Origin of the sequence: Vagococcus carniphilus (assembly GCF_014397115.1) — a bacterium.
GTDB lineage: Bacteria > Bacillota > Bacilli > Lactobacillales > Vagococcaceae > Vagococcus > Vagococcus carniphilus.
The window spans coordinates 552,128-577,132 of record NZ_CP060720.1 but is presented as its reverse complement, the minus strand read 5'-3'; the positions used below and the strand labels follow the sequence as shown (position 1 = coordinate 577,132).

The following is a 25,005-nucleotide window of genomic DNA, read 5'->3' as shown; positions in this document are numbered from 1 at the left end:
AACTATACAATCTCCATTTTAAGCTTTGTTAAAAGGAGTGTCAACTTAAATAATATTTGTGTTCATTATAAAAAACTGCTAAATAAGTTCTCTCACTTATTTAGCAGTTTTCCTATGTTATCTATTCTTCTAAATCTAGTGCTAAATCTTCTGCTGGTTCATCTTCTTCAGGTATTTCTTCTGCATCATCAATGTTGTAAGCCACTCTTACTTTTTGATAAATTTCTTCCATCATTTCTGGATGTTCAGCAAAGTATTTCTTCGCATTTTCTCGACCTTGACCAATACGTTCTTCGTTATATGAGTACCAAGCTCCACTCTTATTCACGATATCTTTATCGGCTGCCATATCGAGTAATTCACCTTCTTGTGAAATACCTTCCCCATACATAATATCTACTTCTGCAATTCTAAATGGTGGGGCTACTTTATTTTTGACTACTTTAATTTTAGTTCTGTTACCAATAATATCTGTTCCTTGTTTCAATTGTTCTGCACGACGCACTTCTAAACGAACAGTTGCGTAAAATTTAAGGGCACGTCCTCCTGGTGTTGTTTCAGGATTACCAAACATAACACCAACTTTTTCACGGATTTGGTTAATGAAAATAGCAATTGTTTTTGTTTTATTAATAGTACCTGATAATTTTCTTAACGCTTGAGACATTAAACGAGCTTGTAATCCAACGTGAGTATCTCCCATTTCTCCATCAATCTCAGCACGAGGAACTAAAGCAGCTACTGAATCGACAACAACGATATCAATAGCACCACTTGAAACCAATGCTTCTGCAATATTTAATCCTTGTTCACCTGTATCTGGTTGAGATAAAAGCAACTCATCAATGTTAACGCCTAATGCTTGGGCATATTTAGGATCTAGAGCATGCTCAGCATCGATAAAGGCAGCTGTTCCACCTTCTTTTTGAACAGATGCAATCGCATGTAAAGCCACTGTTGTTTTACCGGAACTTTCTGGACCGTAAACTTCAACAATTCGTCCTCTTGGATAACCACCTACACCTAGTGCTGAATCTAGCGCTAATGAACCACTTGAAATAGTAGATATTTGTGTATCTACCTTTTCACCCAACTTCATAACTGATCCTTTACCAAAATCTTTTTCTATTTTCTTTAACGCTGCATCTAAGGCAGCTTTACGGTTATCTGACATCAATGTGCCTCCTTTGGTTTCTCTCTTCTCTTAATATAATACTTTCTTTATTAAAAAAAAGCAAGATAAAAGCGAACAAATATTCGCTTTTTTATTCTAAGTGTTTTCTTAACAAGTTAAAAGCATGTTTTACAGCGCCATCTCTAATATAGTCTCTTTCCCTATTAATAATCATGGTTTCACTCAACACTGTAGTTGGTGTTTTTAAAGCTAAGTAAAGTGTGCCAACAGGTTGATCTTCCTCATTTGTTGGACCTGCTATGCCTATAATAGCTAGAGCATAATCGGTTTTCATGCGATTACTCCCTTGAATAGCTAGTTGTTCAACTGTCTGTTGGTTATAAACACCTTTTGATTCCAATTCTTCAACTGATAAACCTAATAAATCAGCTTTACTTTTTGTGGAATAAGTAATGAAGCCACCAGGATAAACACTTGAGCTACCCGGAATATCAGTTAGACGATTTTGACACAATCCTCCTGTTAATCCTTCCACAACGGTTAATGTTTGCTGCTTTTCTTTCAATAAAGAGACCACTACTTCTTCCATAGTAAGATTTTCTCCATAACCGTAGAAATAACCTCCAACTAGTTGATTAATTTCTTTTTCCATTACGTCTAACATTTGGTTACCTTGTTCTTCAGACTCACATTTTGCTGTAATTCTTAACATAACTTCATTGGATTTGGCATAAGGAGCAATGGTTGGATTTGTTTGATTATCAATTAACTCTTTTAAATACGTTACTAATCGAGATTCTCCTATTCCAATAAAACGTAAATATCTTGAAACTAATTTTGTATGATTAGGGAGAATTTCTCTTAATAATGGTGTCACACCATCTTCTGCCATAGCCTTCATTTCACTTGGTGGACCAGGTAATAAAAGGTAACGTGTCCTCTTCTTTTCATAAAATAAACCACAAGCTAAACCTGCATTATTTTGAATCGTTTTAGCTCCTTCAATTGTCAATGCCTGTTGTTTATTATTTTCAGTCATTGGTTTTTTAGAGTATTTAAAAAAGTCAATAACGTGTGCCAGAGCCTCTTCATCATAAACTAATGGTTTTCCGACATATTTAGCAACTGTTTGTTTAGTTAAATCATCTTCAGTTGGTCCTAATCCACCACAGACAACAACTAAATCTGAGCGTTTACTTGCCTCATCAAGAACCTTTAATAGCCTCTCTTCATTATCTCCGACCACTTCTTGATGATATATATCAAACCCTAAATTAGTTAAATACTGAGATAAGTAAGCTGCGTTCGTATTAACAATTTGACCTAATAATATTTCTGTTCCTACTGCAATAATTTCCGCTTTCATATTTTTACCTCACAATCAATATACGCTTTTTTACTTGCTTTATTTTATCACACTCTATTAAAGTAGAAGAATCTTTTAGCTTTTCGCACTTTTCAATGGTTAAAATGAAAAATTTGTTACTTAAAACAAACAAATTTTTCCAATCAAAAGATTTATTAAAAAAAAATTACCAAATAATCATCATTGTAGAATGGAAAATAAGCGTTATCATGTTAGAATACAAATAGAAAAATAGAAGCAAGGAGAATGAATATGGCTCAATATAAAAGTGTCTTTGACATTATCGGACCCGTCATGATTGGTCCAAGTAGCTCGCATACTGCTGGAGCTGCACGTATCGGAAAAGTTGTTCGTCAAATTTTTGGAGAACAGCCTGAAAAAGTTGATCTTTATCTATATGAATCATTTGCCAAAACATACCGCGGACACGGAACAGACATTGCTCTTGTTGGCGGCTTACTTGATATGGAGCCTGATGATGAACGTCTTTCAGATTCTTTAAAAATTGCTCATGAATCTGGAATGGATGTTGCTTTTGTTCCCAAGCAAGAAAAAGCAGACCATCCAAACTCTGTTAAAATTGTTGTTAAAGCAGGAAATCGCTCAATGACTTGTACAGGCATTTCAGTCGGTGGTGGTGCGATTCAAATTTCTGAAATTAATGGTTTCAAAATTAATTTGGATATGTCTACTCCAACTTATTTAACAGTTCATCAAGATAAACCTGGTATTATTGCAAAAGTAACTAATGTGTTGTCTGAACACAATATCAACATTAGCACCATGACAGTTACAAGAGAATCAAAAGGTGAAAAGGCTATTATGATTATTGAAGTAGATGAACGAGTACAAGGTTTAACAGAACTATTAAAAGAAATTGAATATATTGACGAAGTTAGTTTCTTTGGTTAAGGAGGAAGATGCATGTTATTTCAATCAATTGAAGAATTAGTAGAATTAGCAAATAAATGTGGCTCTATTCATGAAGCCATGATTCAAACTGAAATTGAAATGTCTCAATACCCAAGAGAAGTCGTTTTAGAACATATGGGAAAAAATCTTGATGTGATGATGGCTTCTATTGAAAAAGGGGTTAAAGGTGTCACATCCGTTACCGGTTTAACTGGTGGGGATGCTACTAAAATGGATGAGTACATCAAGTCAGGTAATTATTTAGGCGGTAAGACAATTTTATCAGCTGTTAGAAATGCAATCGCAGTTAATGAAGTTAACGCTGAAATGGGACTTATTTGTGCCACACCTACTGCTGGTAGTGCTGGTGTTGCAGCCGGAGTTTTATCTGCTTTAACAGAAGAAAGAGGCTTAACTCGTGAGCAACAAATTAATTTCCTCTTTACAGCAGGCGCTTTTGGATTAGTTATTGCCAATAATGCTTCTATCAGTGGTGCTGCTGGTGGTTGTCAAGCAGAGATAGGTTCTGCTAGTGCTATGGCTAGTGCTGCTCTTGTTGAAGTATGTGGTGGCACACCTGAACAGTCTGCTCAAGCTGTTGCTATTACAATTAAAAATATGATGGGTCTTATCTGTGACCCTGTTGCAGGACTTGTGGAAGTGCCATGTGTTAAACGAAATGCTCTTGGTGCCTCTCAAGCTTACGTTTCAGCAGATATGGCTCTTGCCGGCATCACAAGTGTTATTCCTCCTGATGAAGTCGTTGAAGCCATGCACCGAGTTGGCATGCAAATGCCTAGTATCTTCAAAGAAACTGCAGAGGGTGGTTTAGCAACAACTAAAACTGGTATGGCGATTACTAATAAATTATATCCAAAAGGTTAAGCGAAAATGAAATCGATTGAATTTTTTAATATTGAAACAGGCGCTATTGAAAAAGGTGACTTGATATTATCTGAGTCACTAATTATTTATAATTCAACTATTCAATCTGGTGAGACCTTTTTTGAAATTGGTATAACCATTAATCCAGACTGGTCAGTCAATCGATTTAAAATTACAAAAAATAAAGCAATTATTTTAAGTGGTGAAAAATCAGATACTTTTTGGTTTATTAACCAAGAACCACTAATAACTGATGAATCTATTGATTTTATAGATATCTCAATGACGCCATTTACTAATACTTTGCCAATCAATTTTATGAAAGAATCAAGTAGTCAAAAGAAAACTTTTCCTATGTTGTTTCTTGATGTAAAAAAAGAACAAGCTAACATTTGTCATCAAACTTATTCTTTTCACACTGATTTTATTCTTTATGAAAATATGGAGACGAATTACAGCAATCAATTGACCGTTGATAAAAATGGAATTGTTGTCGACTACCCTAATGCATTTAAACGCATCATTTAATAATGGACTTAGACACACTTAATTGTGTGCCTAAGTCTTTTTTGTAAATAATAAACAAGTGGTGTAAACTTAATAAAACACCTTTAAGGAGTGGATGTTCTTTATGACAGCGCCTAAACAATAATTTTTAAATTAAGTAAGCTATGCTTATTTAGTTTGCTCAAAAATTATTGACAAAGGAGCTTCTATTATGCGGAAACATCACTATTTACTTATTAAAAATCTTCATTCTTTTTCTCTGCCTCTTGTTTTTAATCAATTTTTCAATAGCTTAATTGCTCTTTTTTTGGCTCGAATCACTGGTCATATTTCAATTAACGCAATTGCTATCACAAATATGGTAGACCTTCTTATCTTTTCACTTTTAGGTATTCTAGGTGCTGGTACTCTTTCTTTTAATATCTATTCGTCTCAAATCAAAGACTCTGATAAAACAGCTTTCAATGACTTTTTTCGTTCTGTCATTGAATTAAATTTGATTATTGGATTCTTTTCAATTCTTTTTATTTGGCTTAGTATGCCTTTTATTTTAGCTTACTTCTTTCATCTTAACGGAACACTGCTTTTACTAGGAGAAAAATATACTTTTATCATCTCTTTCAAGCTTATTTTTACTATGCTCATTTTTGCTTTTAGTAATCAATTAAAAGTATATAAAAAAACTAAAACTATTTTTTTAATTGGTATTTTTTCTAGTCTTTTTCAAGTTTTGATAGCTTATATTTTAACAACCCATGTTTTTTCAGGAGATAGTCGAGTATTAGGTATAGCTTTAGCTTCTACCACAACAGTCTGTTTAACTCTTATTTGTCATATCATTCTGATAAAAAAAGAGCTAATTATGCTCTTACATACAACCTCTACTAAAAAGAAATTTTTATTTTTTAAAAGTATACCTTTGTTTATTCAAGAGTTAATTGAAGGCACTTTTTTAAGTTTATTGATTACCTCCTTATTAAGTCAATCAGGCACGCTTTTATACTCCAGTTATGTTCTTTCTAAGTATTTGACGGAACTAGCACTAACTCCCATGTTTATGTATTGTCATGGTTTAATTATTTTTATAGGTGAAAAAATAGCAAAAAAAGAACAACAAGATTTGTTGGTTTTACCACGGCTAGCACTACTTATTATTCTAGCCCTGTATCTTTTTTTGATTACTATAACGTGGCTAATTCAAGGAGATTTATTTTTATTTTTCTCTAAGGATACCAATCTAATTAAACTAGCTTCACTCTACTTCCCTTTGGTTATTTTAGTTGAAGGAAGTAGACCCTTTTATGAAGTTCATAAATATAGTTTGCAAGCACTTGGGTTTGAATCTCTCACATTAAAAATTACTGCTCTTAGTGTGATGACTTTAAGCTTTTTATTTATCTATTTATCCTTAATAAATGCACTTCATTTTTTAACTATTTTGATACTATTAGGTGTCTTCAATTTGATAGTTAGCGGGTTATTCTCTTATTTCTATAAGAAAAAATTATCTCTTTTTATTTAATCAAAAAAAGTTGCAACAAAAGCGTAATGGGCCTTTGTTGCAACTTTTTTAATTAGTTTCTTCTATATAAGTGACGCCTATTCCTGTTACTGCACTGACAATAGAAAATACTGGTGACAATAAACTAAAGAAAACAAATGGAAGGTACGTAAGTGTAGGAACGCCAAATGTACTCGCCACAAAACTTCCAGCAATTCCCCAAGGTATTAAGTAGTTTATAACAGTTCCCCCGTCTTCAAGTGTTCTCCCTAGAACAACAGGATCGAGATTTTTTTCTTTGTAAGCACCTTTAAACGCATTTCCAGGTAAAATCACTGATAAAAATTGCTCTCCAATAAAAATATTGACTCCAATACTTGAGAATAATGTAATAACTATTAGTTGCCAAGTTGAATTTAATTTTTTCACCAAAGCTTCAATAACTGTAGTGATTAGACCTATCTCCATTAGAATACCACCTAAAGATAAGGTTAATATAATTAACGAAACAGTTGGCATCATACTATCAATTCCACCTCTAGATAGTAACAAATCAATTTCTTGATTACCTGTTTCAGATACAAATCCTTTTTCGACCATTGTAGCGATTTTAGCAATTCCAACTGTTGGCGATTGAATCAGAATCATGATAATTCCAACAATAACATTTAATAAAATCGTGATAATTGCAGGAATTTTTTTCCAAGCACACGCTAGCATTAAAACGATTGGAATAATTGACCAAAAAGAAATAGAGAAGTTTTTTTCAAGTACAGTAATAACTGTATCAATACCACTTAAATCTGCATTAGCATTACTCATACCAAATACAGCAAATAATATAAGAGAAATAACAAATGCTGGGACTGTGGACCACATCATGTGTTTGATATGTTTGAAAAGATCTGCTCCTGCTATAGCTGAGGCTAAGTTAGTTGATTCAGATAATGGTGACATCTTATCTCCAAAAACAGAACCAGAAACAATTGCTCCAACAACCAGAGCTGGATTTAATCCAATCGTCGCTCCAATGCCAAAAAAGGCAATTCCGATAGTCGACATAACCGTAAACGCACTACCTACTGCACTACCTACAATGGCACAAACAACAAAAACGGAAGGAACAAACCATTTAACACTGATAATTTTAAAACCAACTACCATAAGTGTTGGGATAATTCCCGCTTGTATCCATACAGCAATCAATGCCCCAACTAATAAAAATATAAAAATCGGAATAATACCTGGTTTTAAACCTGAAACGATTCCCTTATTAATTATTTCCATTGGCATTCTTTTAATCAATACATAAAAAATACTCACACTTATAGCAAATAAAATCGTAATATTAGGTGATAATTTTAAACCTATCACACCAATTGAAATACTTAATATAATCAAACTTAACACAATGCTTGCCTCTAATAGGCTTATTTTTTTATTCATCTTAATCTCTCCTCTAGTATGTTTTTACCTCAACTACTAGAACAACGATAACGAATAATTCCTCCACAACTCTTGTACATTTTTCTCTCCTCCTAATAAATAAAAAAAGCCGCCCTTATAGTATTATCTATAAGGGCGACTTGTAATCGCGGTACCACCTTAGTTTAAAACAATTTCTTGTTTCGTCTCATTAAGTATTTGAATGTTTCTTTTTTAGTGTAATTCAAAAATAAGGTGGGTCGGTTCACAGCAAACACCGACTTTCTGAGGCTCACATTTTATTTTCTACTGGGTTAAAAAAGTAAATCTTGTTTTATATCCTATCCGTTCTTAATTTAAAAGTCAAGGATTAAATCATAACCATAAAAAATTCGATAAGTATTTATCAACATCCTCGTTTTTTCTAAGTGAGCTATGAGCAGCGTTAACACCAAAGATAACCTCACTTTTAACCTTGTACTGATTTTTTTCTAGCAATGAATAAATACCTAAAGAACTACTCAGTGGAACTGTCCCATCGCTAGGTTCGGAATCAGATTTTTGTCCACCAATCAATAAGAAAGAGATATTTTTGGGAATATTATCGATCTGATTTTCATAATTGACTAACTGGTCACTAGTGTTTTCAGGTCCATTTTCTAAAATATCTTCTAACCCTTGATGGCTGTTTTCGATAAAATCATTAAATGGTGCCCCAATCGTTGCAACCTTATTTACTTTAGGTTGCATACTGTCATTTGTATACGTTTCAAGATACAACAAACTACTAATCCCGCCCATAGAAAAACCTACAAGATTAACCTCTTTGACTTGATAGGTTGTTTTCAAATACGACAATGCCTTTTGGATCCAATCTGCTTGATTCCATTGATGACTCTTACTGTCTTCAAACACTAATCGAATCATTGGATTGTTCTTCTTAAAATCTTCTTTTTTAGGTTTTTTATCAATGATCTGACCATCACTTGCTACTTCAATTAATAATTCTTCTTCTGCAAAATCTTTTTCTTCGAACCGCTCCATCATACTTTTCATCGTCTGTTTATTTCCGCTATATCCATGAATAAAAACTGTTGGAATACTTGTTTTTTCTGGTACTGATTCTTGAGTCACTTGATGCTGTTCAAGAGGTGCCTCTTTTTTACAAGCTAATAAGATAAAAAGTAATGGGAGCGTCAGAAGGATTAATTTCCATTTTTTCATAACGACTCCTTTTCTTATAAAAAAAAGAGGAGAATAATTAAATTATCCTCTCCCTCAATTCTTATAATTTGTCAATTTGTTCAAAGTCTAATTCTGTACTTGTTTCACGACCGAACATATCAATGTTTACTTTAAGTTTTTGTTTTTCATTATCAACTTCAGTGATTTCTCCAGTTAAGCCTGAGAATGCACCTTCGATAATAGTTACTGTTTCGCCTACTTCAACATCTAATTCAACGTGACGTTTACTGATACCTAACTTACGTAAGATATGTTCTATTTCTTCATCAAGTAATGGAGCAGGCTTGCTTCCAGCACCATGAGAACCAACGAATCCAGTAACACCTGGTGTATTACGAACAACATACCATGAATCATCTGTCATAACCATTTCAACTAACACGTAACCTGGGAAAGTCTTTTTAGCAGAGATTTTTTCTTTACCATTTTTTACTTCTCTTTCCTCTTGCTCTGGCACAACGACTCTATATATAAAATCTTCCATTCCCATACTTTGCGCACGTGATTCAATATTTGTTTTAACTTTGTTTTCATAACCTGAATATGTATGAAGTACATACCAATGTTTTTCAAATGATTCCATTTGGTTTTTCCCGCCTTTTCTTGATAAAATAAAAAAACCTCAGCTTTTTGCGAAGTTTTTTCCTTTGGTTGTATTATACCACTCTGATATCTCTATTGCTAGTCATATATCTCTTAGACAAATAACTTCATAACAAAATCGATAGCAAAGTCTGAAACAGCGAAAAATGCTGCGAATAAAAGAGTCGATTGAATAACTGTTACAACGTCTTTTGATAACTTAGCTTTTGAAGGCCATGTTACTTCTTGCATTTCTACTTTAACGCTTTTTAAAAATTTCATTTCGGGCACTCCTTTTTTTCGTACTTATATTAAAAACAAAAAAGCCATTAGACACTCTTTAGTATACTCTTAAACAATCATTGATTCAAGCAAAAAAAGTCATTCTTAACGATGACTTTTTTTACTTAGTTTCCCGATGTAGTGTATGTTTTTTACAATACTTACAAAATTTCTTTACTTCTAAACGTTCTGTACGATTAGCGTCATTCACAGCTTTAGAATAATTTCTAGAACCACATTCTGAACAAGCTAGTGCTGATTTTTTAGTTGCCAAAGTAGTAACCTCCTACTCTTTTTCATAATTTCATAAATTTATCATCATTTTAGCATAGTGTCAATTAAAAAACGATGTAAAAAAGAAAAAAACTTGTTTTGTTTCTTAAAATAGATATGTTATTATTACTGTATAATGAAAAAATGAGGGGAGATCTTTATTATGCTAATTGAATCAGTTTGTATACCTAAACGACAATTAACAACTGTCAATGAATCTTGTACGTTAGAAGAAGCCATTGGAATTCTTGAACAATCAGGCTTTCGTTGTGTTCCTGTACTAGATGAATCTGAAAAGATTTTCAGAGGAAATATTTATAAAATGCATATTTATCGCCACAAAGCAAACGGTGGAGATATGTCATTACCTGTAACACATTTGATTAAAAATGCGACAAAATTCATTCATTTGAATTCATCGTTTTTCAAAATTTTCTTTACAATTAAAGAACTTCCATATATTGCTGTTTTAGATAACGACAATATGTTTTATGGTATTTTAACTCATAGTAGTTTACTAGGTATTTTATCTCAGTCATGGAATATTAATGAAGGACGCTTCGCTTTAACTGTGGCATCAACAGGTAAAAAAGGTGACCTAGCTACTATGACAAAAATTATTTCTAAACACTCTGATATTGCAAGCTGTATTACTTTAGATGTCGGTAAAGACGAATACATTCGTAGAACAATCGTTACTTTACCAGCGGGAACAGATAAAGAAACCTGTGATATTATCGTTAAAGCTCTTGAAAAGAAAGACTTTTTCGTAGCTGAAGTAGAAGATTTAACACAAAATTAATCATAATAAAAAGAGAGCTAGCTTTAAGCTACTCTCTTTTGTTTTATTTTCCGTTTAAATCCGATCAAAATGAACGTATTTATTCACATAATAAATCATTGGGGCTGATACACTCATGATGACTAATTCACTTAAGAATAATGAACCATAAGTTCCCCAGAAAAAGGCTGAGCCGATTGCTTGATTGCTTAAAATACAAATCATAATAGCAATTAAAATCATACTCAGAGAAAAGGCAATGGTATTAAAAACCATTCTTTTTTTCGTATCTTTAATCCATTTTTCTGAATAGGCGGTTAACAGTAACGCTAGTAACGTTTGTCCTCCACCAAATAAAACATCCAACAGACCTCCTGTTGAGAAAAATAAATTAAACATGACTACTCCACCAAAAACACCCCATAATAATTTTTTGTTAAATACAACAATATGGTTTAAACTTTCCGAAATTCTAAACTGAATCGGACCTTGAGCAACAGGTGCTACAACAACCGTTAAAATTATGTACAGTGCTGCTAATAAACCATTAAAAATAATCACTTGGGTATTCGTTTGTACTGCTCTTTTTTCCATTTTCTTTTTTCTCCTTCCTAGTTTTTTTATCGCAGGATGGTATCAATGAACTGCGGTTGCTAAAAATGCAACGACACTATCGTACTCCTTAATCTTTAAATTGTCAAAATAATTTGAGTCCTACTCCTATGACCTATATAATAAAAATAAAAGGAGAATTACTATGAATCTTATATTTAATGAACTAACTCAACTGACTGACCCTCATTATGAACTTCTTTTAGATGCTGACCCTTCAAAAAAATTAGTGGACGACTATACTCATCGAGGATTTACTTATGAAGTAACTTTAGATAAGAAATTAGTTGGAACGATTGTCTTATTACCTACAAGACCTGAAACCTTGGAAATTGTTAATATAGCAGTTGAACCTAACTTTCAAAAACAAGGTATTGGTCAGCAAATGTTAGACTTTGCTATTAATTATGCTAAGAAAAATTATTACCGAACATTAGAAATTGGAACTGGTTCGACGAGTATTGGTCAACTTTATCTTTATCAAAAAGTAGGCTTTCGAATTTCAAGTATCGATACTGATTTTTTCATTCATCATTATAGTGAAGAAATAGTAGAAAATGGACTTGTCTTAAGAGACATGATTCGTCTACGTTTAAACCTATAAAAAAAGGCTGTGATTAAGCGTAAAAACTTAAATCACAGCCTTTTTATTTAAAGTTTATTTTTCTAATCTTTCAAACCAAGCTACATAAGCATCTGTAATAACTTGTAAGAACTTAACTGTATCTTCTTTAACACTACCATCCTCATTAATAAAATTCATCACAGAGCCTAAATAAGCTTCTGGTTGTGCCATTGTATGGACATTAACGAATGTTAAAATTTGTCTTAAATGATGGTTTGCACCAAATCCACTAATTGCTCCTGGTGAAGCACTTATGATTGCTCCTGGTTTATCATCCCATACATTTTCTCCATATGGTCTTGAGGCAATATCAATGGCATTTTTTAAAACAGGTGGTACTGATCGATTGTATTCTGGCGTCACAAAAATAACACCATCTAAATTTTTAATTTCTTCACGGAATTTTTTCCATGATTCTGGCGTTTGACCTTCATCATCTAAATCTTGTTCATACATTTCTAGGTGACCAATTTCAGGAAAAACAACTTCAAATTTGTCTGGGAATAATGAAGCAACACTTTCTGCAATTGTTCGGTTAAAAGAACCTTTTCTTGTACTTCCTACAATCATTCCAATTTTTTTACTCATATTAATTCATTTCCTCTCATTTTTAATTATTCTCTATCACTTACTTTAGTATAGTGATAACTTGTATTTTTAGCAAATGATATGATTCAAAAAAACTAAAATAATGACATAAGAATCTTTTTTTTGGTATATTAAACTTATTGGTTAAAAAGGAGATTCAAAAATGAACAGATTTACCTTACATATAGTTGTTAATACTCAGGCTGGTTCTGGTAATGCCAAAAAAGTACTTGCAACAACGGAAAACTATTTAAAAGAAAAAGACATTACCTATACAACTTACTTTACTGAATACGCAGGTCATGAAAAAAAAATTACAAGTGATCTTTTAGATACATTATTAATCGATTGGAATCATTCGACTAAACCATTTCCTTTACTAGTTGTTTTAGGAGGTGATGGAACTTTGCATGAGGTTATTAATGTTTTACAAGCCTTTCCTAATATCCCAATTGCTTATATTCCTGGTGGATCTGGTAATGATTTTGCTCGTGGTATTTCTCTTTCCAGAAAAACGAAAGAAGCCATTGATCGAATTCTTTTTGCAAAAGAACCTCAACCTGTCAACATGATTCGAGCTTGGTTCAAAGAGCAAGATGAAGTTCGCTTTATTCTCAATAATATCGGCATTGGTTTAGACGCTAATATTGTTAGCACTGCTAATCACTCAAAAACAAAAAGATTCTTAAATAAGCTACATTTAGGTTCTTTATCTTATTTAGCAGCTATTTTTAAAGTTGTGAGTAAACAAAAAGCATTTCCTATCTCATTTAAAACAGATCAACAGTCGTTTCATTTCGATCAAGGTTATTTATGCTCTATCACCAATCATCCTTATTTTGGTGGTGGTGTCGCTATTGATCCAACTGCTAGTCCTTTTAATGACGAGATTAGTGTTGTGTTAGTTGAAAAAGTAAATATTTTTGAAATTATTTACTTAGCCGTAAGAATTTTATCTAAAACTCATTTAACTTCTAAATACATTCATCATTTTAAAACAACTCATTTAGAAGTTACTTCACCTAGTGACCAGTTTGCTCAAACAGATGGAGAAATTGTCGGTGAGGAATCCTATACCATTTCTTGTGAGTTAACTAAAAGACTTTTCTGGATATAAAAAAAGACACCAAAACAATTTATTGTTTTTAGTGTCTTTTTTACTATGTCATAAAATCATATGGACTTACTTTTTCCATTCCAATCATTGGATCAATTTTACCTTTTGTTACCAAATCCATCGTTAATTCATAACTAATAGGTTCACTCTTTTCAGCTTCCTCTTCAAATAATGAAATAGAACTTAAATTATCTTTAGGTTGTTTAACTGGTTCTTTTGTTTCTTTTTTTAGCTCTTCTTTAACTTCGTCTATCTTTTCTTCTTCATACTGATTCATTTTCGTTTCTTGTAATTGAAGTGTCGCATCTGTTTCAATTAAGCGTTCTTTTAACGTTGTTTGTCTAGGAATCATTTCACTCTCAATAGCATATTTAAAAGCCTCAACTTCTCCAAGTAAGATTAAAAAATCTTTACTTCTTGTAACAGCCGTATAAATTAGCTTTCTTTGTAGCATTCGGCCATATTGTTTCACCAACGGAAGAATAACCATTTGAAATTCACTACCTTGAGATTTATGAATCGAACAAGCATAGGCAAGTGTAAATTTATTCCATTCTTGACGTTTATAAGTAACTTCTGTTTCATCGAATAATAACGTCATCTCATCAATCTTATCTTCAGTCTCTTTTCCATAAGTGATCCCAGTAATTTCTCCCATATCTCCATTAAAAACATTGAATTCAGGACTATTTACTAAGTGTAGTACCTTGTCTCCAATACGGTAAACTTTGTCTAGCCACTTTACTTCTTTTCTTGTACCATCATCGTTATCATTTAATATTTGTTGCATCATTTGATTCAATTGATCAATTCCAGCTTTTCCTCGGTACATTGGCGCTAAAACTTGAACATCTTGAGGAGAAAAACCTTTATCACTTGCTCTTAATACAACTTGCTGAACCACCGATTCAATTTGGTTAACAGAACAAGGAATAAAAGAACGATCTTTTTGATTTTTAGTTAAATCAGGAGGCATCTGGCCTGTTTTAATGCTATGAGCCAAAGAGATAATTGTCGAACCATCTTCTTGGCGGTAAATATCCGTTAACTCTCTTTTAGGAATTTCTTCTACTGCTAACAAATCAGTTAATACTTGCCCTGGTCCAACTGAAGGTAGCTGATCTTTATCCCCTACAAAAATAACTTGCATGTTATTTGGGATAGATTTCAGTAATGTATTAGCTAACCACGTATCCACCATAGACATTTCATCTACAATTAAAAGACCACCTTCAAGCTCTTTCGCTTCTTCAAGAACTTCCTTCTCGCGGCCTGTTAACCCCAGTAACCTATGAATAGTACTTGCTGGTAAACCTGTCATTTCATTCATTCTCTTTGCCGCACGGCCTGTTGGGGCTGCTAAAAGAATTGGAAAGACTTCTTGTGTGTAATCTTCTAAGTCTAATGATAAACCATTTAATTCAGCAAAAAGAGTGACAATTCCGTTAACAACAGTTGTCTTCCCTGTTCCCGGTCCTCCCGTTAGTATGAAAAACGGAGAAGTAATTGCTTCTTTGATTGCTTGTATTTGAGATTTTCCATATTGAATATCAAATAGCTTCTCAATTGCTTTAATCTGCGTATCAATTTCTTTTTTAGGATAAGAAATTTCTTTTTTTCGTTTTAATAAACGCTTAATAGAAGTTGTAATACCTACTTCCGAAAAATACAAAGATTTCTCATAAAGTTTAGTTTCTTCTTGAATGATAACGCCTTCTTCTGCTAAACGAATCATCTCATCTGCCACATCAGCTGGCTTAATTTCAACTGGTCGACTGCTTTCTAAAGTAGTTATCGCTACTTCTAGAAGTTGCCTTGCTTCCATGTAGGTATTACCTGAATTTAAACAACTTTGAAACAATTCATGAACGATGGCTGCTCTAATTCTCTGAGGAGATTCTGCACTGATTCCAATTTGTTCAGCTAACGCATCTGCTTTTTTAAATCCTACACCATCGATGTCTTCAACTAGCTGATATGGATTTTCATTAATAATTTGAAGGGTTTCTTCTTTATAAAATTGATAAATGCTAAAGGCTAATTGATTACCAAAACCATATTGATTTAAACCTAAAATAACTTGTTCCATGCCATAATTTTCTTTAATCGTTTCAACTAATAAAGCAATTTTTTTGGCATTTAACCCCTTGATTTCACTTAAAATTTCTGGATTTTCAATGATTTTATCAATGGCATTTTCTCCAAGTAAATCCACTATATTTTCTGCCGTTTTTTTACCAATTCCTGGAAATTTATCACTTGATAAATAATTGATCATACCTGAAGCTGAAGTTGGTTTATCTTGTTGGTAACTATCTACTTTCAACTGCTCTCCGTACCTAGGATGATTAACAATATCACCATAAAATCGATACAACTCATCTTCTTGAATTTGACCAAATGTCCCCGTGACGACAATTTCTTGTGCTGTATAAGACGTGTTCGTCTCCTTCACGTTAACAAGTAACACTTTATAAAAATTAGTTGCATTTTCAAAAAAAGTAGTTACTACTTGTCCCACAATGTAATTTTTTTCAGTTTCTTCTTCATTAAAAATAAGGGCAACCTCCCTTCAGATTGATTGAATACTAATTTAAAAAACTTGAATCATTCCACACGTCTAACGTAAATATTCCATCTGTATAATCCACAATTGTCAGGCTATTATTCGACAGTCCACCTTGTTTTCTAACTTCATTTAAAGGTGTTCCTATCAAGGTTTGAATACAGCCACCTAATGTAACTCCGTGACTAACAAATAAAACTGGGCCTGTTTCTGTATTAGAAACAACCTCGTGAACAAAACCAACACTTCTTGCTAACATATCTTCATAAATCTCACCGTCAAAAGGTGTTGGATCATATTGACTAGGATCATTTCGTAAGGTCCACATCTCTTTAGGATACTTTTCTCGGCTATCAATAATTCTCTGCCCTTCTAATTTCCCTAACCCCAATTCTTTTAGCTCTGAAGCAAACTCAATACTTGGCTTTTGATTTAACTCACAGCAAATACCTTCTGCTGTCATTTTGGCACGTTTTAGAGGACTACTATAAATCATCGTAAAAGGAATTTCTTTTAAATGTTGACCTAACTTTTCAATTTCTTCAAAGCTTTCTTGAAGTAATGGAGAATCTCCATGCATTCCTTGTAGTCTCATTTCTTGGTTCCATTCTGTTTTACCGTGTCGTGTGAAATATAGTTTCATTTACTAAACCCTTTCTAGCTAAGCTTATCGTTTTCGTAAATATGTGTTTTCTCTAAATTAGGAAATCCTTGTTGTTTCAGTGCTTCATAAATAATTAAAGCAGCAGTATTAGATAAGTTGAGGGATCTAACATGTTCATCATTCATCGGAATACGAATACAGTTTTCCTCGTACTCTCTCATAAATTCTTCTGGCAAACCCGTTGTCTCTTTACCAAATATAAAGTAATGATCTTCACCATTATCATAGTTCACATCACTATATGTTTTTCTAGCAAATTTACTAACTAAGTGAAGATTTTTTCCTTTAATCGTTTCTAAAAAGTTTTCCAAATTAGGGTAGTACTTAATATTAACATCATGCCAGTAATCTAATCCGGCTCTTTTTAAATGTTTGTCATCTGTCGAGAAGCCTAAAGGCTCAATCAAATGAAGTGGTGTATTAGTTGCAGCACAAGTTCTTGCAATATTTCCCGTATTAGCAGGAATTTGTGGTTCAAAAAGGACAATATGATTCATTCGTTTAACTTCTTTCTATATCAATTTATCTGTACTTGCTCATAATTTTACATAAAAAAAAACGTATCGCCTCGGTGTCAGTTCACTGCGAGTCGTTACGTTGATGGGAAGCCATCCCTCAACAACTTTTATCAGAACAGGAATCTGATAAAAACCTTTGAAAATGACTTTACAACAGTATAGCACCTATTTAGAATTAACACAACCAAGAATGTGAAAATTATGATTTTTTTCCAATTAATATTTTCACATCAATGGTTAACTCTTCAAATGGATGTTCTTTCGCATATATTTTAGCTTTTTCAGTACTTCCCCAATGAATTGGAGACATCATTAAGACGTCTTCGTAGTCTTCTTTTGAGACAGGAAAAGCATAAGTTAACCGTTCTTCTTTCACTAAACTAACATCTTTCTTGAATTTTTCATATACATTTTCATTCGAATAACTTTGTTTTTCAGGATTATCATGATAGAAAAGCTCTCTCATTTCTTTTAAATACATCGCTTCAGGAATAACTTTAATCATCATTCCACCTGGTTTTAAAACCCGATTCATTTCTTCGTAATGACTAGGTGAAAAAATATTCAATAAAATATCAATGCTGTTATCTTCAAATGGCATGTTTGTTACATCACCAATAAAAAAGAATCCATCCTTAGAAAAATCACTGGCTAACTGAACTCCTTCTTTAGATAAATCAAATCCTAAATACGCTAAAGGATTTTTTTCTTGGCTCTTTAAGCGATTAACAAAGCTACCTTCCCCGCATCCCATGTCTACCACATAACTATCTGGGCTTAACTCACTTAACAGTATTAATATTTGATCTTCTATGGGTTGATACAAGCCTTTTTGAATAATCTTTCTTCGACTAGTTAGCATCTCCTTATCATAATCACTTGTCATATGATGATTAGGAAAATGAAGAGTTCCTTTTTTTGATAAATCAAAGTGGTGATTGTTTTGACAAATGGCGCTATTATTTTTTATTTCCTTAAAACTTTGATGACATTTCGGACATTTAAAAATAGCTAAATGTTGCTCTAAAAAGTCTATTCCATACTCTATTTTTTTCTTCAACATCTTTTTAACTGACTCCCTTGTTAAATATTATCCTTATTCTATCATAAAAAAAGAGTAATCAGTATCTCCTTTATGCTATACTATTCTTAACTTAAGATTAAACAAATTGGAGGATTCATTCGTGATTATAAAAGAATTTTGTGCCGAAAATTTTACTAATATTCCAAATGCGATTGCTTCTGGTGCAAATCGAATTGAACTATGTGATAACTTAGCAGTAGGTGGAACAACTGTGAGTAAAGGTGTAATGGTTGAAACTTTAGCCTATTGTTCTGAAAAACAAGTACCTGTAAGAGTCATTATTCGCCCTCGTGGAGGGAATTTTGTTTATACTGATACAGAAATCAAAATTATGGAAGCTGACATTTATGAAGCAAAACAGCTAGGTGTTGACGGCATTGTCATTGGTTGCTTAAATGAAAATAATTGGATTGATGAAGAAGCTATGAATATCTTATTAGATGCTGCTGATGGCATGCAAGTGACTTTTCATATGGCCTTTGATCAAATGAGCCGTGATAATCAATTTAAAGCAATTGATTGGCTATCTAAACGTCATGTGGATAGAATTTTAACTCATGGTGGAATGAGTGGTACTCCTATTGAGAAAAATTTAGAGTATATCAATGATTTAATTTCTTACGCTAACAATCGAATCATTTTATTGCCTGGTGGCGGTATTGATTACAAAAACGTAGATTCTGTGGTTTCATTTTTACAAGTGAAAGAAGTTCACGGAACTAAAATTGTTGAATTACCATTTAGTTAACAAAAAAATAAAAGGTTGTCACAGAAATAATTTCTGCGGCAACCTTTTTACATTTTCCGATTTCTCTTTAGCGCAAGTATCAACCAGATAATAAGAAGAACTGAAAATAAAATTAAGTAAAGCCAACCGTAAGTATTATCTAACTCAGGCAAATTAATGTTCATTCCAAAAAAGCCTGTAATCAAAGTTGGTATAGCCAACGCTAATGACCAAACAGTTAAAAATTTCATTGTATCATTTAAGTTATTATTCATAATGCTATCAAATATTTGAGAAATTTTATTAACAATTTGTGCTTCTAAACCTGTCATATGTGCTACCTGTTCTGCTTCAATTAACGCATCTTCTAATCGTTCTTTTTCAACTTCCGAAAATTGTTGGCCAAAACGTGATTTAGTCAATAGATTTAACACATCTACATTGCTTTCTGTGGCACTTAAAAAGAACGTCAATGTTTGTTGTAAATAGGATAGCTTAATCAGGTCACGATTTGTTAAACGTTTCGTTAACAAATCATCTAGTTTATGACGTTGTTTCGTTATTTCTCTTAATACAGGAATATAACTATCTACTAAAATATTTAAACCTTCTAACATAAATGTTGTTGGTGTGTACTCATTCGTTAAAATTATTTTTTTCTTCAATAACTCATTAGCAATAACCGTTTCTCCTTCGTTAAAGGTAAACAGTATATCTTGTTTGATTAAAAAACTAACTGGCCTTGATATATATCGATTCTGCTCATCTAATTTTGTTGGGATATGAACAATCACTAAATTTAATCCTTCTACTGGATCATGAATATAATTACTTTGTTCATAAATATCTGTCACATAATCTAATATTTCTAATGGGATATCATAATCATTTAGCATGACGTTCTTTTCATGTTCCGTCAGTTGATTAGTTTCCACCCACTTCATTTTTTGATTTATTTTATGTTCTAGTAACATCTTCTATCCTCCCAAAAATTCACTGTGTTCTAATCATACCATACCACTTATTTTAACGTCTCAAAACAATAAAAAAAGAATGTAGCTTAGACAAAAAACTACATTCTTTCGTTCATCAAGTTCCTATAAAAAAGCCCATAAAAAGACTAGCTATATTAAAGTAAATTAATACACTTGTTAAATCACTTAGTGTTGTAATAAATGGTCCACTCGCTACGGCCGGGTCAAACCCCAGTTTTTCCATCAACATCGGAATAAAACTTCCTGCTAAATTAGCTACAGTAATAGCACAGAACATTGCGACACCAATAACAAATCCTAAAATGTAATTGTGCTTCCAAAAACCAACAACAGCAAAGATAACAATTCCTGTTACACTACCTGTAATAGCACCTGTTAAGACCTCATTTAATATTAATTTAAAAAAACCTGGGTCTTTGTCATCTGAAATAGCTAATCTTCTAACAGCTACGGCTAGTGACTGCGTACCAGCATTCCCAGCTGTACCTGTAATTAACGAAATAAAAACGGCTAAAATACTTGCTTCATTGATTAACACTTCATAGTGACTAATTAAAGTTGCCGTAGACATCCCTAAGAATAATAAAGTGATCAACCAAGGCAAGCGTTTCATTGAAGCTTTTAGAGGAGTCTCAGCAATCGCCTCAACGTCAACTCCGGCAAGTCCAGAGTAGTCACTAGCAGCTTCATCATCAATAACGTCAATGATATCATCAACAGTAATAATCCCTAATAGACGATCCTCAGAGTCCACAACTGGAACGGCTAAGAAATCATAGTCTCTGATAGTTTTCGCAACATCTTCTTGGTCATCTGCCACATTAACAGAGATAACCCGCTCTTCTTTCACATCAGAAATAAGCATATCATCTTCTGCCACAATTAAATCTCTTAAAGAAATAACACCTAATAAACGATTAGTTTCACTTACAACGTAAACATAATAAATAATTTCAGCTTCTTGCGCCTTTTTCTTTAACAAATTTAATGCCGAACGAACTGTTTGATTATCGACAATTGAAACATACTCCGTTGCCATAATAGATCCAGCCGTCTTGTCTTCATATCCAAGTAGCTCTTTGATTTTGATAGCATCTTTTGACTTCATCAAACTTAAGTATTTCGCCACTTCTCTTTTATCTAGCTGATTCAATAAATCCACAGCATTATCTGTATACATTTCGTTTAGCATATCTGCAACATATCGTGGAGACATCTCTGCTAAATAATCTTCCATGTCTTCATGGTCTTCTTCAATCACGTCAAACATATCTGCTATTTCTTTTGGAGATAAATAAGTATAAAGACGATGACGCTCTTTTTCATCTAACGTAAAATAAAATTGTCCCTGTTCATAAATATGCCAATCCAAAAATATATCTCTAAATTCAGCCATTTTATCTTCATGAAGCAATCGCCTTAAAAATTCAAATTGTTGGTCCATTTCTACGTTTTCATTCATAAGGTTGCCTCCTATTTTATCGAGTAATAATGGTTTTCATATCTTTTGGTAAAGGTTGATTTAATATTAATTGTTCCTTTGTAAAGGGATGTTCCATCTCTAATTTTGTACAATGAAGTGCTTGTCTAGTCACACCCAAATCCATTCTTCCGTCATACATGCTATCGCCTAAAAGAGGACAGTCAATCGCTGAGAAGTGCACTCTGATTTGATGTGTTCGACCAGTATGAAGTTGGATACCAACTTGAGCGACTTCTTTTGTTTTATTTTCTAACCAATAATCAGTTACTGCTGATTGACCTTCTGATGTCACTTGACGCTTAATGATAGATGACATATCACGGCCTATTGGTAAATCAATTGTTGCTTGCTCGGACAGATTATCTATTTGCCCTGCCACTAATGCAGTGTAATATTTTTTCAACGTACCACTTCGTAATTGCTTATCAAGCATCGCATGAGCAAATCCATGTTTGGCAAACAACATTAATCCTGTCGTATCTCTATCTAATCTTGTTACAACGTGAACAACACGATTAACATAGTCTTGTTCATTATAATAGTGTTTCACTCGATTAGCCATTGTTTCTTTTGGATGATACTGTGCTGGAATAGACGCCACACCACTTGGTTTGTTAATTACTAATAGATGCTCATCTTCAAAAACAATATCAATCGGTTGATTATCTGGAAGGAGTGTTTCGTGCTCTCCTTCATCAGGTATGATAATAACGACTTCATCTCCTAATGATACTTCATAAAGCGCATTTTGAACATTGCCATTAACTAATAAAGTTCCCCTTGAAACTTTATTTTTGCCAACAATTTTTTGGATACACCTTTTTCTTTTAAAAATGACTTTAATTTCATTTTTGGTGTCTCTACCTGCCAACTAAACTTCATCTTTTCTAGCTCCTTCACTCACCAATAAAGGCATCATTTACTCTACGCCAAAAATGAGTGTGACGATAAGAGGCAAACTGAATTCTTTTTTCTGATAACTTCAATGTCATCGATGATAAATTTTCTTGATTCATCACAAAATGATCAATATGAAGTTGATAACTATCCCCACGTTTCAAATCTAAATGAATCCACTCATCATTTGCAATAATCATAGGGGAGCCTAGTGAGCGATAAACTCGATTATTGATTGAGGCTACTTCATTTAATTGAATCGCATTTACTCTTGGATGGAGAACCGCTCCACCTAAACTTTTACTATAAGCTGTTGAACCTGTCGGTGTTGACACCGATAAACCATCACCTCTAAATGTTTCAAAAAGCTCATTTTTTATATAAACTTCTGCAACCATCGTCTTGTCCAAATTTTTCACAGTCGCTTCATTTAATGCTAAATATTTCTTAGATTTTTCTGAATCAGAGTAGTTTAGTTCAACCTCTAAAAGAGGATACGTCACGCTTTTAGAAGTATCTTCTTTCAAGCTTTTAATTAGCTGATCAATTTCATAATCACGCCAATCCGTATAAAATCCTAAATGACCTGTATGAACTCCAATGAAGCGCACTGTATCTAACTGGTCCACATAAGTGTGAAACGCATTCAACAAAGTGCCATCTCCTCCGACGGTTATAACAACATTTGGTCTATCCTTCGTTATTTCAAAATCCTCTTGAATTAATTTTTGTTTTAACTCTTTTCCTACTTTAAGTGACTTAGGAGAGTCATTCATAACAACAGCTATTTTCATTCATCATGAACCTCCCCATCTTCTTTTTCTTGATTCTCTAAAGAATCAGATTCTTGTTTTTTTCTTGGTCCTCTATATGTAAATAGGTGCTGTGCTTCTTGAATCTCATCTCTTATTTTAGACATTTCTTCATCTAAAAGATAAGCGGCTTCTGCCGTTAACTCTAAACGAGTATTAATTTCTTCTGGAAATTCCCCTTGATATTTATAGTTAAGAGAATGTTCAATGGTTGCCCAAAAATTCATCGCTAATGTTCTAATCTGAATCTCAACTAAAATCTTTTTTTCACCTGTAATAAGTTGGACCGGATATTCAATCACCAAATGATAAGAACGATAACCACTTGCTTTTTTATTGGCAATATAATCTCTTTCTTGAACAATCTTAAAATCATTTCTTTGTCTTAGTAAATCTACTACCTCATAGATGTCTTCAACAAACTGGCACATAATTCTCAAACCAGCAATATCTTGTAAATCACTGTCTATATGATTCAGATTAACTTTTCTAACTTTTGTTTTAGTCACAATACTCTCAACCGATTTAACTCTACCAGTGACAAATTCAATGGGGGTGTGCAAATTATTTTCCTTATACTGTTGTCTAATACTCTTTAGTTTTACCTTTAACTCTGAAACAGCTTGTTCGTATGGTGATAGAAATAATTTCCATTCATTCTCTGTCATCTTATTCACGCCCTTATTCTTAAGCATACACCGTTTATTTTATCATAAGTGATAATAAAACGTTAGCCAGAGAAAAACAAGTTAAAAATTGTTTTTCTTTTAAAAAACAGGTAAAATGTTAAATGAGGTGGCTATATGTCTAAAGAAATGGAAATTGAGTTTAAAAACATGCTTAACAAAGAAGAATATGATAGTTTATTAGCCGAATATCAATTATCTGAAAGTTCTTTAAAAACACAAACAAATATTTATTTTGACACGCCCGATTTTAAACTTAAAGCTAAAAAAATGGGGCTTCGAATTAGATTATCTAATAGCACCACTGAGTTTACTTTAAAAACTCCAACTTCTAATCAACATACCTTATTAGAAGTAACAGATTATTTAAGCTCTTTTACTTCAGAACTTTCTTTAGTAGAACAAATTTCATTAGAAACAAGTGAAGTAGCTGAGTATTTGATTCATGAAGGGATTCAACTCTCCAGTTTACAACCAATTGGACAGTTAACGACTACTCGAGGGGAAGTTAGTCTTCAGTCAAACGTTTTACTAGTTTTAGATAAGAGTCTTTATTATGGTAAAACAGATTATGAGCTAGAAATGGAAGTGACTGATGTAAAAGAAGGTTCTCTTATTTTTAAAGATATCCTTAAAAAGCATCACATTCCAGTGCGTCATGCAGATAAAAAGATAGCCCGCATGTTAGCATATAAACAACAGACTGAGGCGTAATAATTTTCACAAGCCTTTTCCTT

The 25,005-nt window shown here is 32.9% G+C and carries 26 protein-coding genes and 1 pseudogene; 9 read left to right on the top strand and 18 right to left on the bottom strand.

Translation table 11 applies throughout. From position 1 onward, the window contains the following. Positions 1 to 121 precede the first annotated feature (121 nt). Positions 122 to 1,174: a recombinase RecA gene (gene recA / locus H9L18_RS02995; RefSeq protein WP_126791189.1), complete on the bottom strand. Its 1,053-nt coding sequence runs from the start codon at positions 1,172 to 1,174 to the stop codon at positions 122 to 124. 91 nt (positions 1,175 to 1,265) lie between these two features. Further along, on the bottom strand, positions 1,266 to 2,501 hold the full coding sequence (locus H9L18_RS02990) for a competence/damage-inducible protein A (RefSeq protein ID WP_126791191.1): 1,236 nt from the start codon (positions 2,499 to 2,501) through the stop codon (positions 1,266 to 1,268). A gap of 246 nt (positions 2,502 to 2,747) precedes the next feature. Between H9L18_RS02990 and sdaAB the strand changes: the two genes are divergently transcribed. The 4 genes from sdaAB to H9L18_RS02970 all read left to right on the top strand — a co-directional run bounded on the left by sdaAB (position 2,748) and on the right by H9L18_RS02970 (position 6,327). Beyond that, complete coding sequence (gene sdaAB, locus H9L18_RS02985) at positions 2,748 to 3,413, top strand: L-serine ammonia-lyase, iron-sulfur-dependent subunit beta (protein ID WP_126791193.1); 666 nt, start codon at positions 2,748 to 2,750, stop codon at positions 3,411 to 3,413. A 12-nt stretch (positions 3,414 to 3,425) separates the two neighbouring features. Beyond that, the gene (sdaAA, locus tag H9L18_RS02980; RefSeq protein ID WP_126791195.1) at positions 3,426 to 4,298 is read left to right on the top strand and encodes an L-serine ammonia-lyase, iron-sulfur-dependent, subunit alpha; all 873 of its coding nucleotides are present in this window, start codon (positions 3,426 to 3,428) and stop codon (positions 4,296 to 4,298) included. Positions 4,299 to 4,304: 6 nt separating this feature from the next. Continuing rightward, a complete protein-coding gene (locus tag H9L18_RS02975; protein ID WP_126791197.1) occupies positions 4,305 to 4,826 on the top strand; it encodes a putative glycolipid-binding domain-containing protein in 522 nt (173 codons plus the stop codon). 190 nt (positions 4,827 to 5,016) lie between these two features. Then, the gene (locus tag H9L18_RS02970) at positions 5,017 to 6,327 is read left to right on the top strand and encodes an MATE family efflux transporter (RefSeq protein ID WP_126791199.1); all 1,311 of its coding nucleotides are present in this window, start codon (positions 5,017 to 5,019) and stop codon (positions 6,325 to 6,327) included. Positions 6,328 to 6,375: 48 nt separating this feature from the next. Here the strand turns inward: H9L18_RS02970 and nhaC are convergent, their stop codons facing one another. The 5 genes from nhaC to rpmG form a co-directional block, all read right to left on the bottom strand. Continuing rightward, positions 6,376 to 7,752: a Na+/H+ antiporter NhaC gene (gene nhaC / locus H9L18_RS02965; protein ID WP_126791201.1), complete on the bottom strand. Its 1,377-nt coding sequence runs from the start codon at positions 7,750 to 7,752 to the stop codon at positions 6,376 to 6,378. A gap of 354 nt (positions 7,753 to 8,106) precedes the next feature. Further along, positions 8,107 to 8,955 carry an alpha/beta fold hydrolase gene (locus tag H9L18_RS02960; RefSeq protein WP_126791203.1) on the bottom strand — a complete coding sequence of 283 codons (849 nt, stop codon included), beginning with the start codon at positions 8,953 to 8,955 and terminating at the stop codon, positions 8,107 to 8,109. A 61-nt stretch (positions 8,956 to 9,016) separates the two neighbouring features. After that, the gene (nusG, locus tag H9L18_RS02955) at positions 9,017 to 9,559 is read right to left on the bottom strand and encodes a transcription termination/antitermination protein NusG (RefSeq protein ID WP_126791205.1); all 543 of its coding nucleotides are present in this window, start codon (positions 9,557 to 9,559) and stop codon (positions 9,017 to 9,019) included. A 113-nt stretch (positions 9,560 to 9,672) separates the two neighbouring features. Then, positions 9,673 to 9,840: a preprotein translocase subunit SecE gene (gene secE, locus H9L18_RS02950; protein ID WP_126791207.1), complete on the bottom strand. Its 168-nt coding sequence runs from the start codon at positions 9,838 to 9,840 to the stop codon at positions 9,673 to 9,675. A gap of 121 nt (positions 9,841 to 9,961) precedes the next feature. After that, positions 9,962 to 10,114 (bottom strand): 50S ribosomal protein L33, encoded by a 153-nt coding sequence (gene rpmG / locus H9L18_RS02945; RefSeq protein ID WP_126791209.1) that lies wholly within the window; start codon positions 10,112 to 10,114, stop codon positions 9,962 to 9,964. A 162-nt stretch (positions 10,115 to 10,276) separates the two neighbouring features. On the opposite strand from rpmG, the gene cbpA reads away from it, so the two are divergent. Then, entirely contained in the window at positions 10,277 to 10,915 is a 639-nt protein-coding gene (gene cbpA, locus H9L18_RS02940; protein WP_126791211.1) for a cyclic di-AMP binding protein CbpA, read from the top strand. Positions 10,916 to 10,969: 54 nt separating this feature from the next. Here cbpA and H9L18_RS02935 read toward each other — a convergent pair whose 3' ends face one another. Next, positions 10,970 to 11,488: a QueT transporter family protein gene (locus tag H9L18_RS02935; RefSeq protein ID WP_126791213.1), complete on the bottom strand. Its 519-nt coding sequence runs from the start codon at positions 11,486 to 11,488 to the stop codon at positions 10,970 to 10,972. A gap of 163 nt (positions 11,489 to 11,651) precedes the next feature. Here H9L18_RS02935 and H9L18_RS02930 point away from each other — a divergent pair, with 163 nt between their 5' ends. Beyond that, on the top strand, positions 11,652 to 12,110 hold the full coding sequence (locus H9L18_RS02930; protein WP_126791216.1) for a GNAT family N-acetyltransferase: 459 nt from the start codon (positions 11,652 to 11,654) through the stop codon (positions 12,108 to 12,110). Positions 12,111 to 12,164: 54 nt separating this feature from the next. On the opposite strand, the gene H9L18_RS02925 is transcribed toward H9L18_RS02930, so the two are convergent. Then, positions 12,165 to 12,719, bottom strand: a complete 555-nt coding sequence (locus H9L18_RS02925) for an NADPH-dependent FMN reductase (protein WP_126791218.1) — start codon at positions 12,717 to 12,719, stop codon at positions 12,165 to 12,167. 163 nt (positions 12,720 to 12,882) lie between these two features. Between H9L18_RS02925 and H9L18_RS02920 the strand changes: the two genes are divergently transcribed. Next, entirely contained in the window at positions 12,883 to 13,836 is a 954-nt protein-coding gene (locus H9L18_RS02920) for a diacylglycerol/lipid kinase family protein (protein WP_126791220.1), read from the top strand. 43 nt (positions 13,837 to 13,879) lie between these two features. On the opposite strand, the gene recD2 is transcribed toward H9L18_RS02920, so the two are convergent. The 4 genes from recD2 to H9L18_RS02900 all read right to left on the bottom strand — a co-directional run bounded on the left by recD2 (position 13,880) and on the right by H9L18_RS02900 (position 18,647). Then, on the bottom strand, positions 13,880 to 16,393 hold the full coding sequence (gene recD2, locus H9L18_RS02915) for an SF1B family DNA helicase RecD2 (RefSeq protein ID WP_126791222.1): 2,514 nt from the start codon (positions 16,391 to 16,393) through the stop codon (positions 13,880 to 13,882). Between the two features lie 31 nt (positions 16,394 to 16,424). Continuing rightward, entirely contained in the window at positions 16,425 to 17,045 is a 621-nt protein-coding gene (locus H9L18_RS02910) for a histidine phosphatase family protein (RefSeq protein ID WP_126791224.1), read from the bottom strand. 14 nt (positions 17,046 to 17,059) lie between these two features. Next, on the bottom strand, positions 17,060 to 17,563 hold the full coding sequence (trmL, locus tag H9L18_RS02905; RefSeq protein ID WP_126791226.1) for a tRNA (uridine(34)/cytosine(34)/5-carboxymethylaminomethyluridine(34)-2'-O)-methyltransferase TrmL: 504 nt from the start codon (positions 17,561 to 17,563) through the stop codon (positions 17,060 to 17,062). Between the two features lie 220 nt (positions 17,564 to 17,783). Beyond that, on the bottom strand, positions 17,784 to 18,647 hold the full coding sequence (locus H9L18_RS02900; RefSeq protein ID WP_126791228.1) for a methyltransferase domain-containing protein: 864 nt from the start codon (positions 18,645 to 18,647) through the stop codon (positions 17,784 to 17,786). Positions 18,648 to 18,771: 124 nt separating this feature from the next. Between H9L18_RS02900 and H9L18_RS02895 the strand changes: the two genes are divergently transcribed. Then, entirely contained in the window at positions 18,772 to 19,416 is a 645-nt protein-coding gene (locus H9L18_RS02895) for a copper homeostasis protein CutC (RefSeq protein ID WP_126791330.1), read from the top strand. 47 nt (positions 19,417 to 19,463) lie between these two features. On the opposite strand, the gene H9L18_RS02890 is transcribed toward H9L18_RS02895, so the two are convergent. The 5 genes and pseudogenes from H9L18_RS02890 to yjbM all read right to left on the bottom strand — a co-directional run bounded on the left by H9L18_RS02890 (position 19,464) and on the right by yjbM (position 24,250). Then, positions 19,464 to 20,369: a magnesium transporter CorA family protein gene (locus H9L18_RS02890; protein WP_126791230.1), complete on the bottom strand. Its 906-nt coding sequence runs from the start codon at positions 20,367 to 20,369 to the stop codon at positions 19,464 to 19,466. A 115-nt stretch (positions 20,370 to 20,484) separates the two neighbouring features. Beyond that, entirely contained in the window at positions 20,485 to 21,852 is a 1,368-nt protein-coding gene (gene mgtE / locus H9L18_RS02885) for a magnesium transporter (protein WP_126791232.1), read from the bottom strand. Positions 21,853 to 21,868: 16 nt separating this feature from the next. Then, positions 21,869 to 22,755, bottom strand: a pseudogene (locus H9L18_RS02880) (RluA family pseudouridine synthase). Between the two features lie 14 nt (positions 22,756 to 22,769). After that, positions 22,770 to 23,564 carry an NAD kinase gene (locus H9L18_RS02875; RefSeq protein ID WP_126791236.1) on the bottom strand — a complete coding sequence of 265 codons (795 nt, stop codon included), beginning with the start codon at positions 23,562 to 23,564 and terminating at the stop codon, positions 22,770 to 22,772. Next, positions 23,561 to 24,250, bottom strand: a complete 690-nt coding sequence (yjbM, locus tag H9L18_RS02870) for a GTP diphosphokinase (RefSeq protein ID WP_185847383.1) — start codon at positions 24,248 to 24,250, stop codon at positions 23,561 to 23,563. The genes H9L18_RS02875 and yjbM overlap by 4 nt, the downstream gene beginning before the upstream one ends. 135 nt (positions 24,251 to 24,385) lie before the next feature. On the opposite strand from yjbM, the gene H9L18_RS02865 reads away from it, so the two are divergent. Then, positions 24,386 to 24,982, top strand: coding sequence for a CYTH domain-containing protein (locus H9L18_RS02865; RefSeq protein WP_126791241.1), 597 nt, complete (start codon positions 24,386 to 24,388; stop codon positions 24,980 to 24,982). Positions 24,983 to 25,005 lie beyond the last annotated feature (23 nt).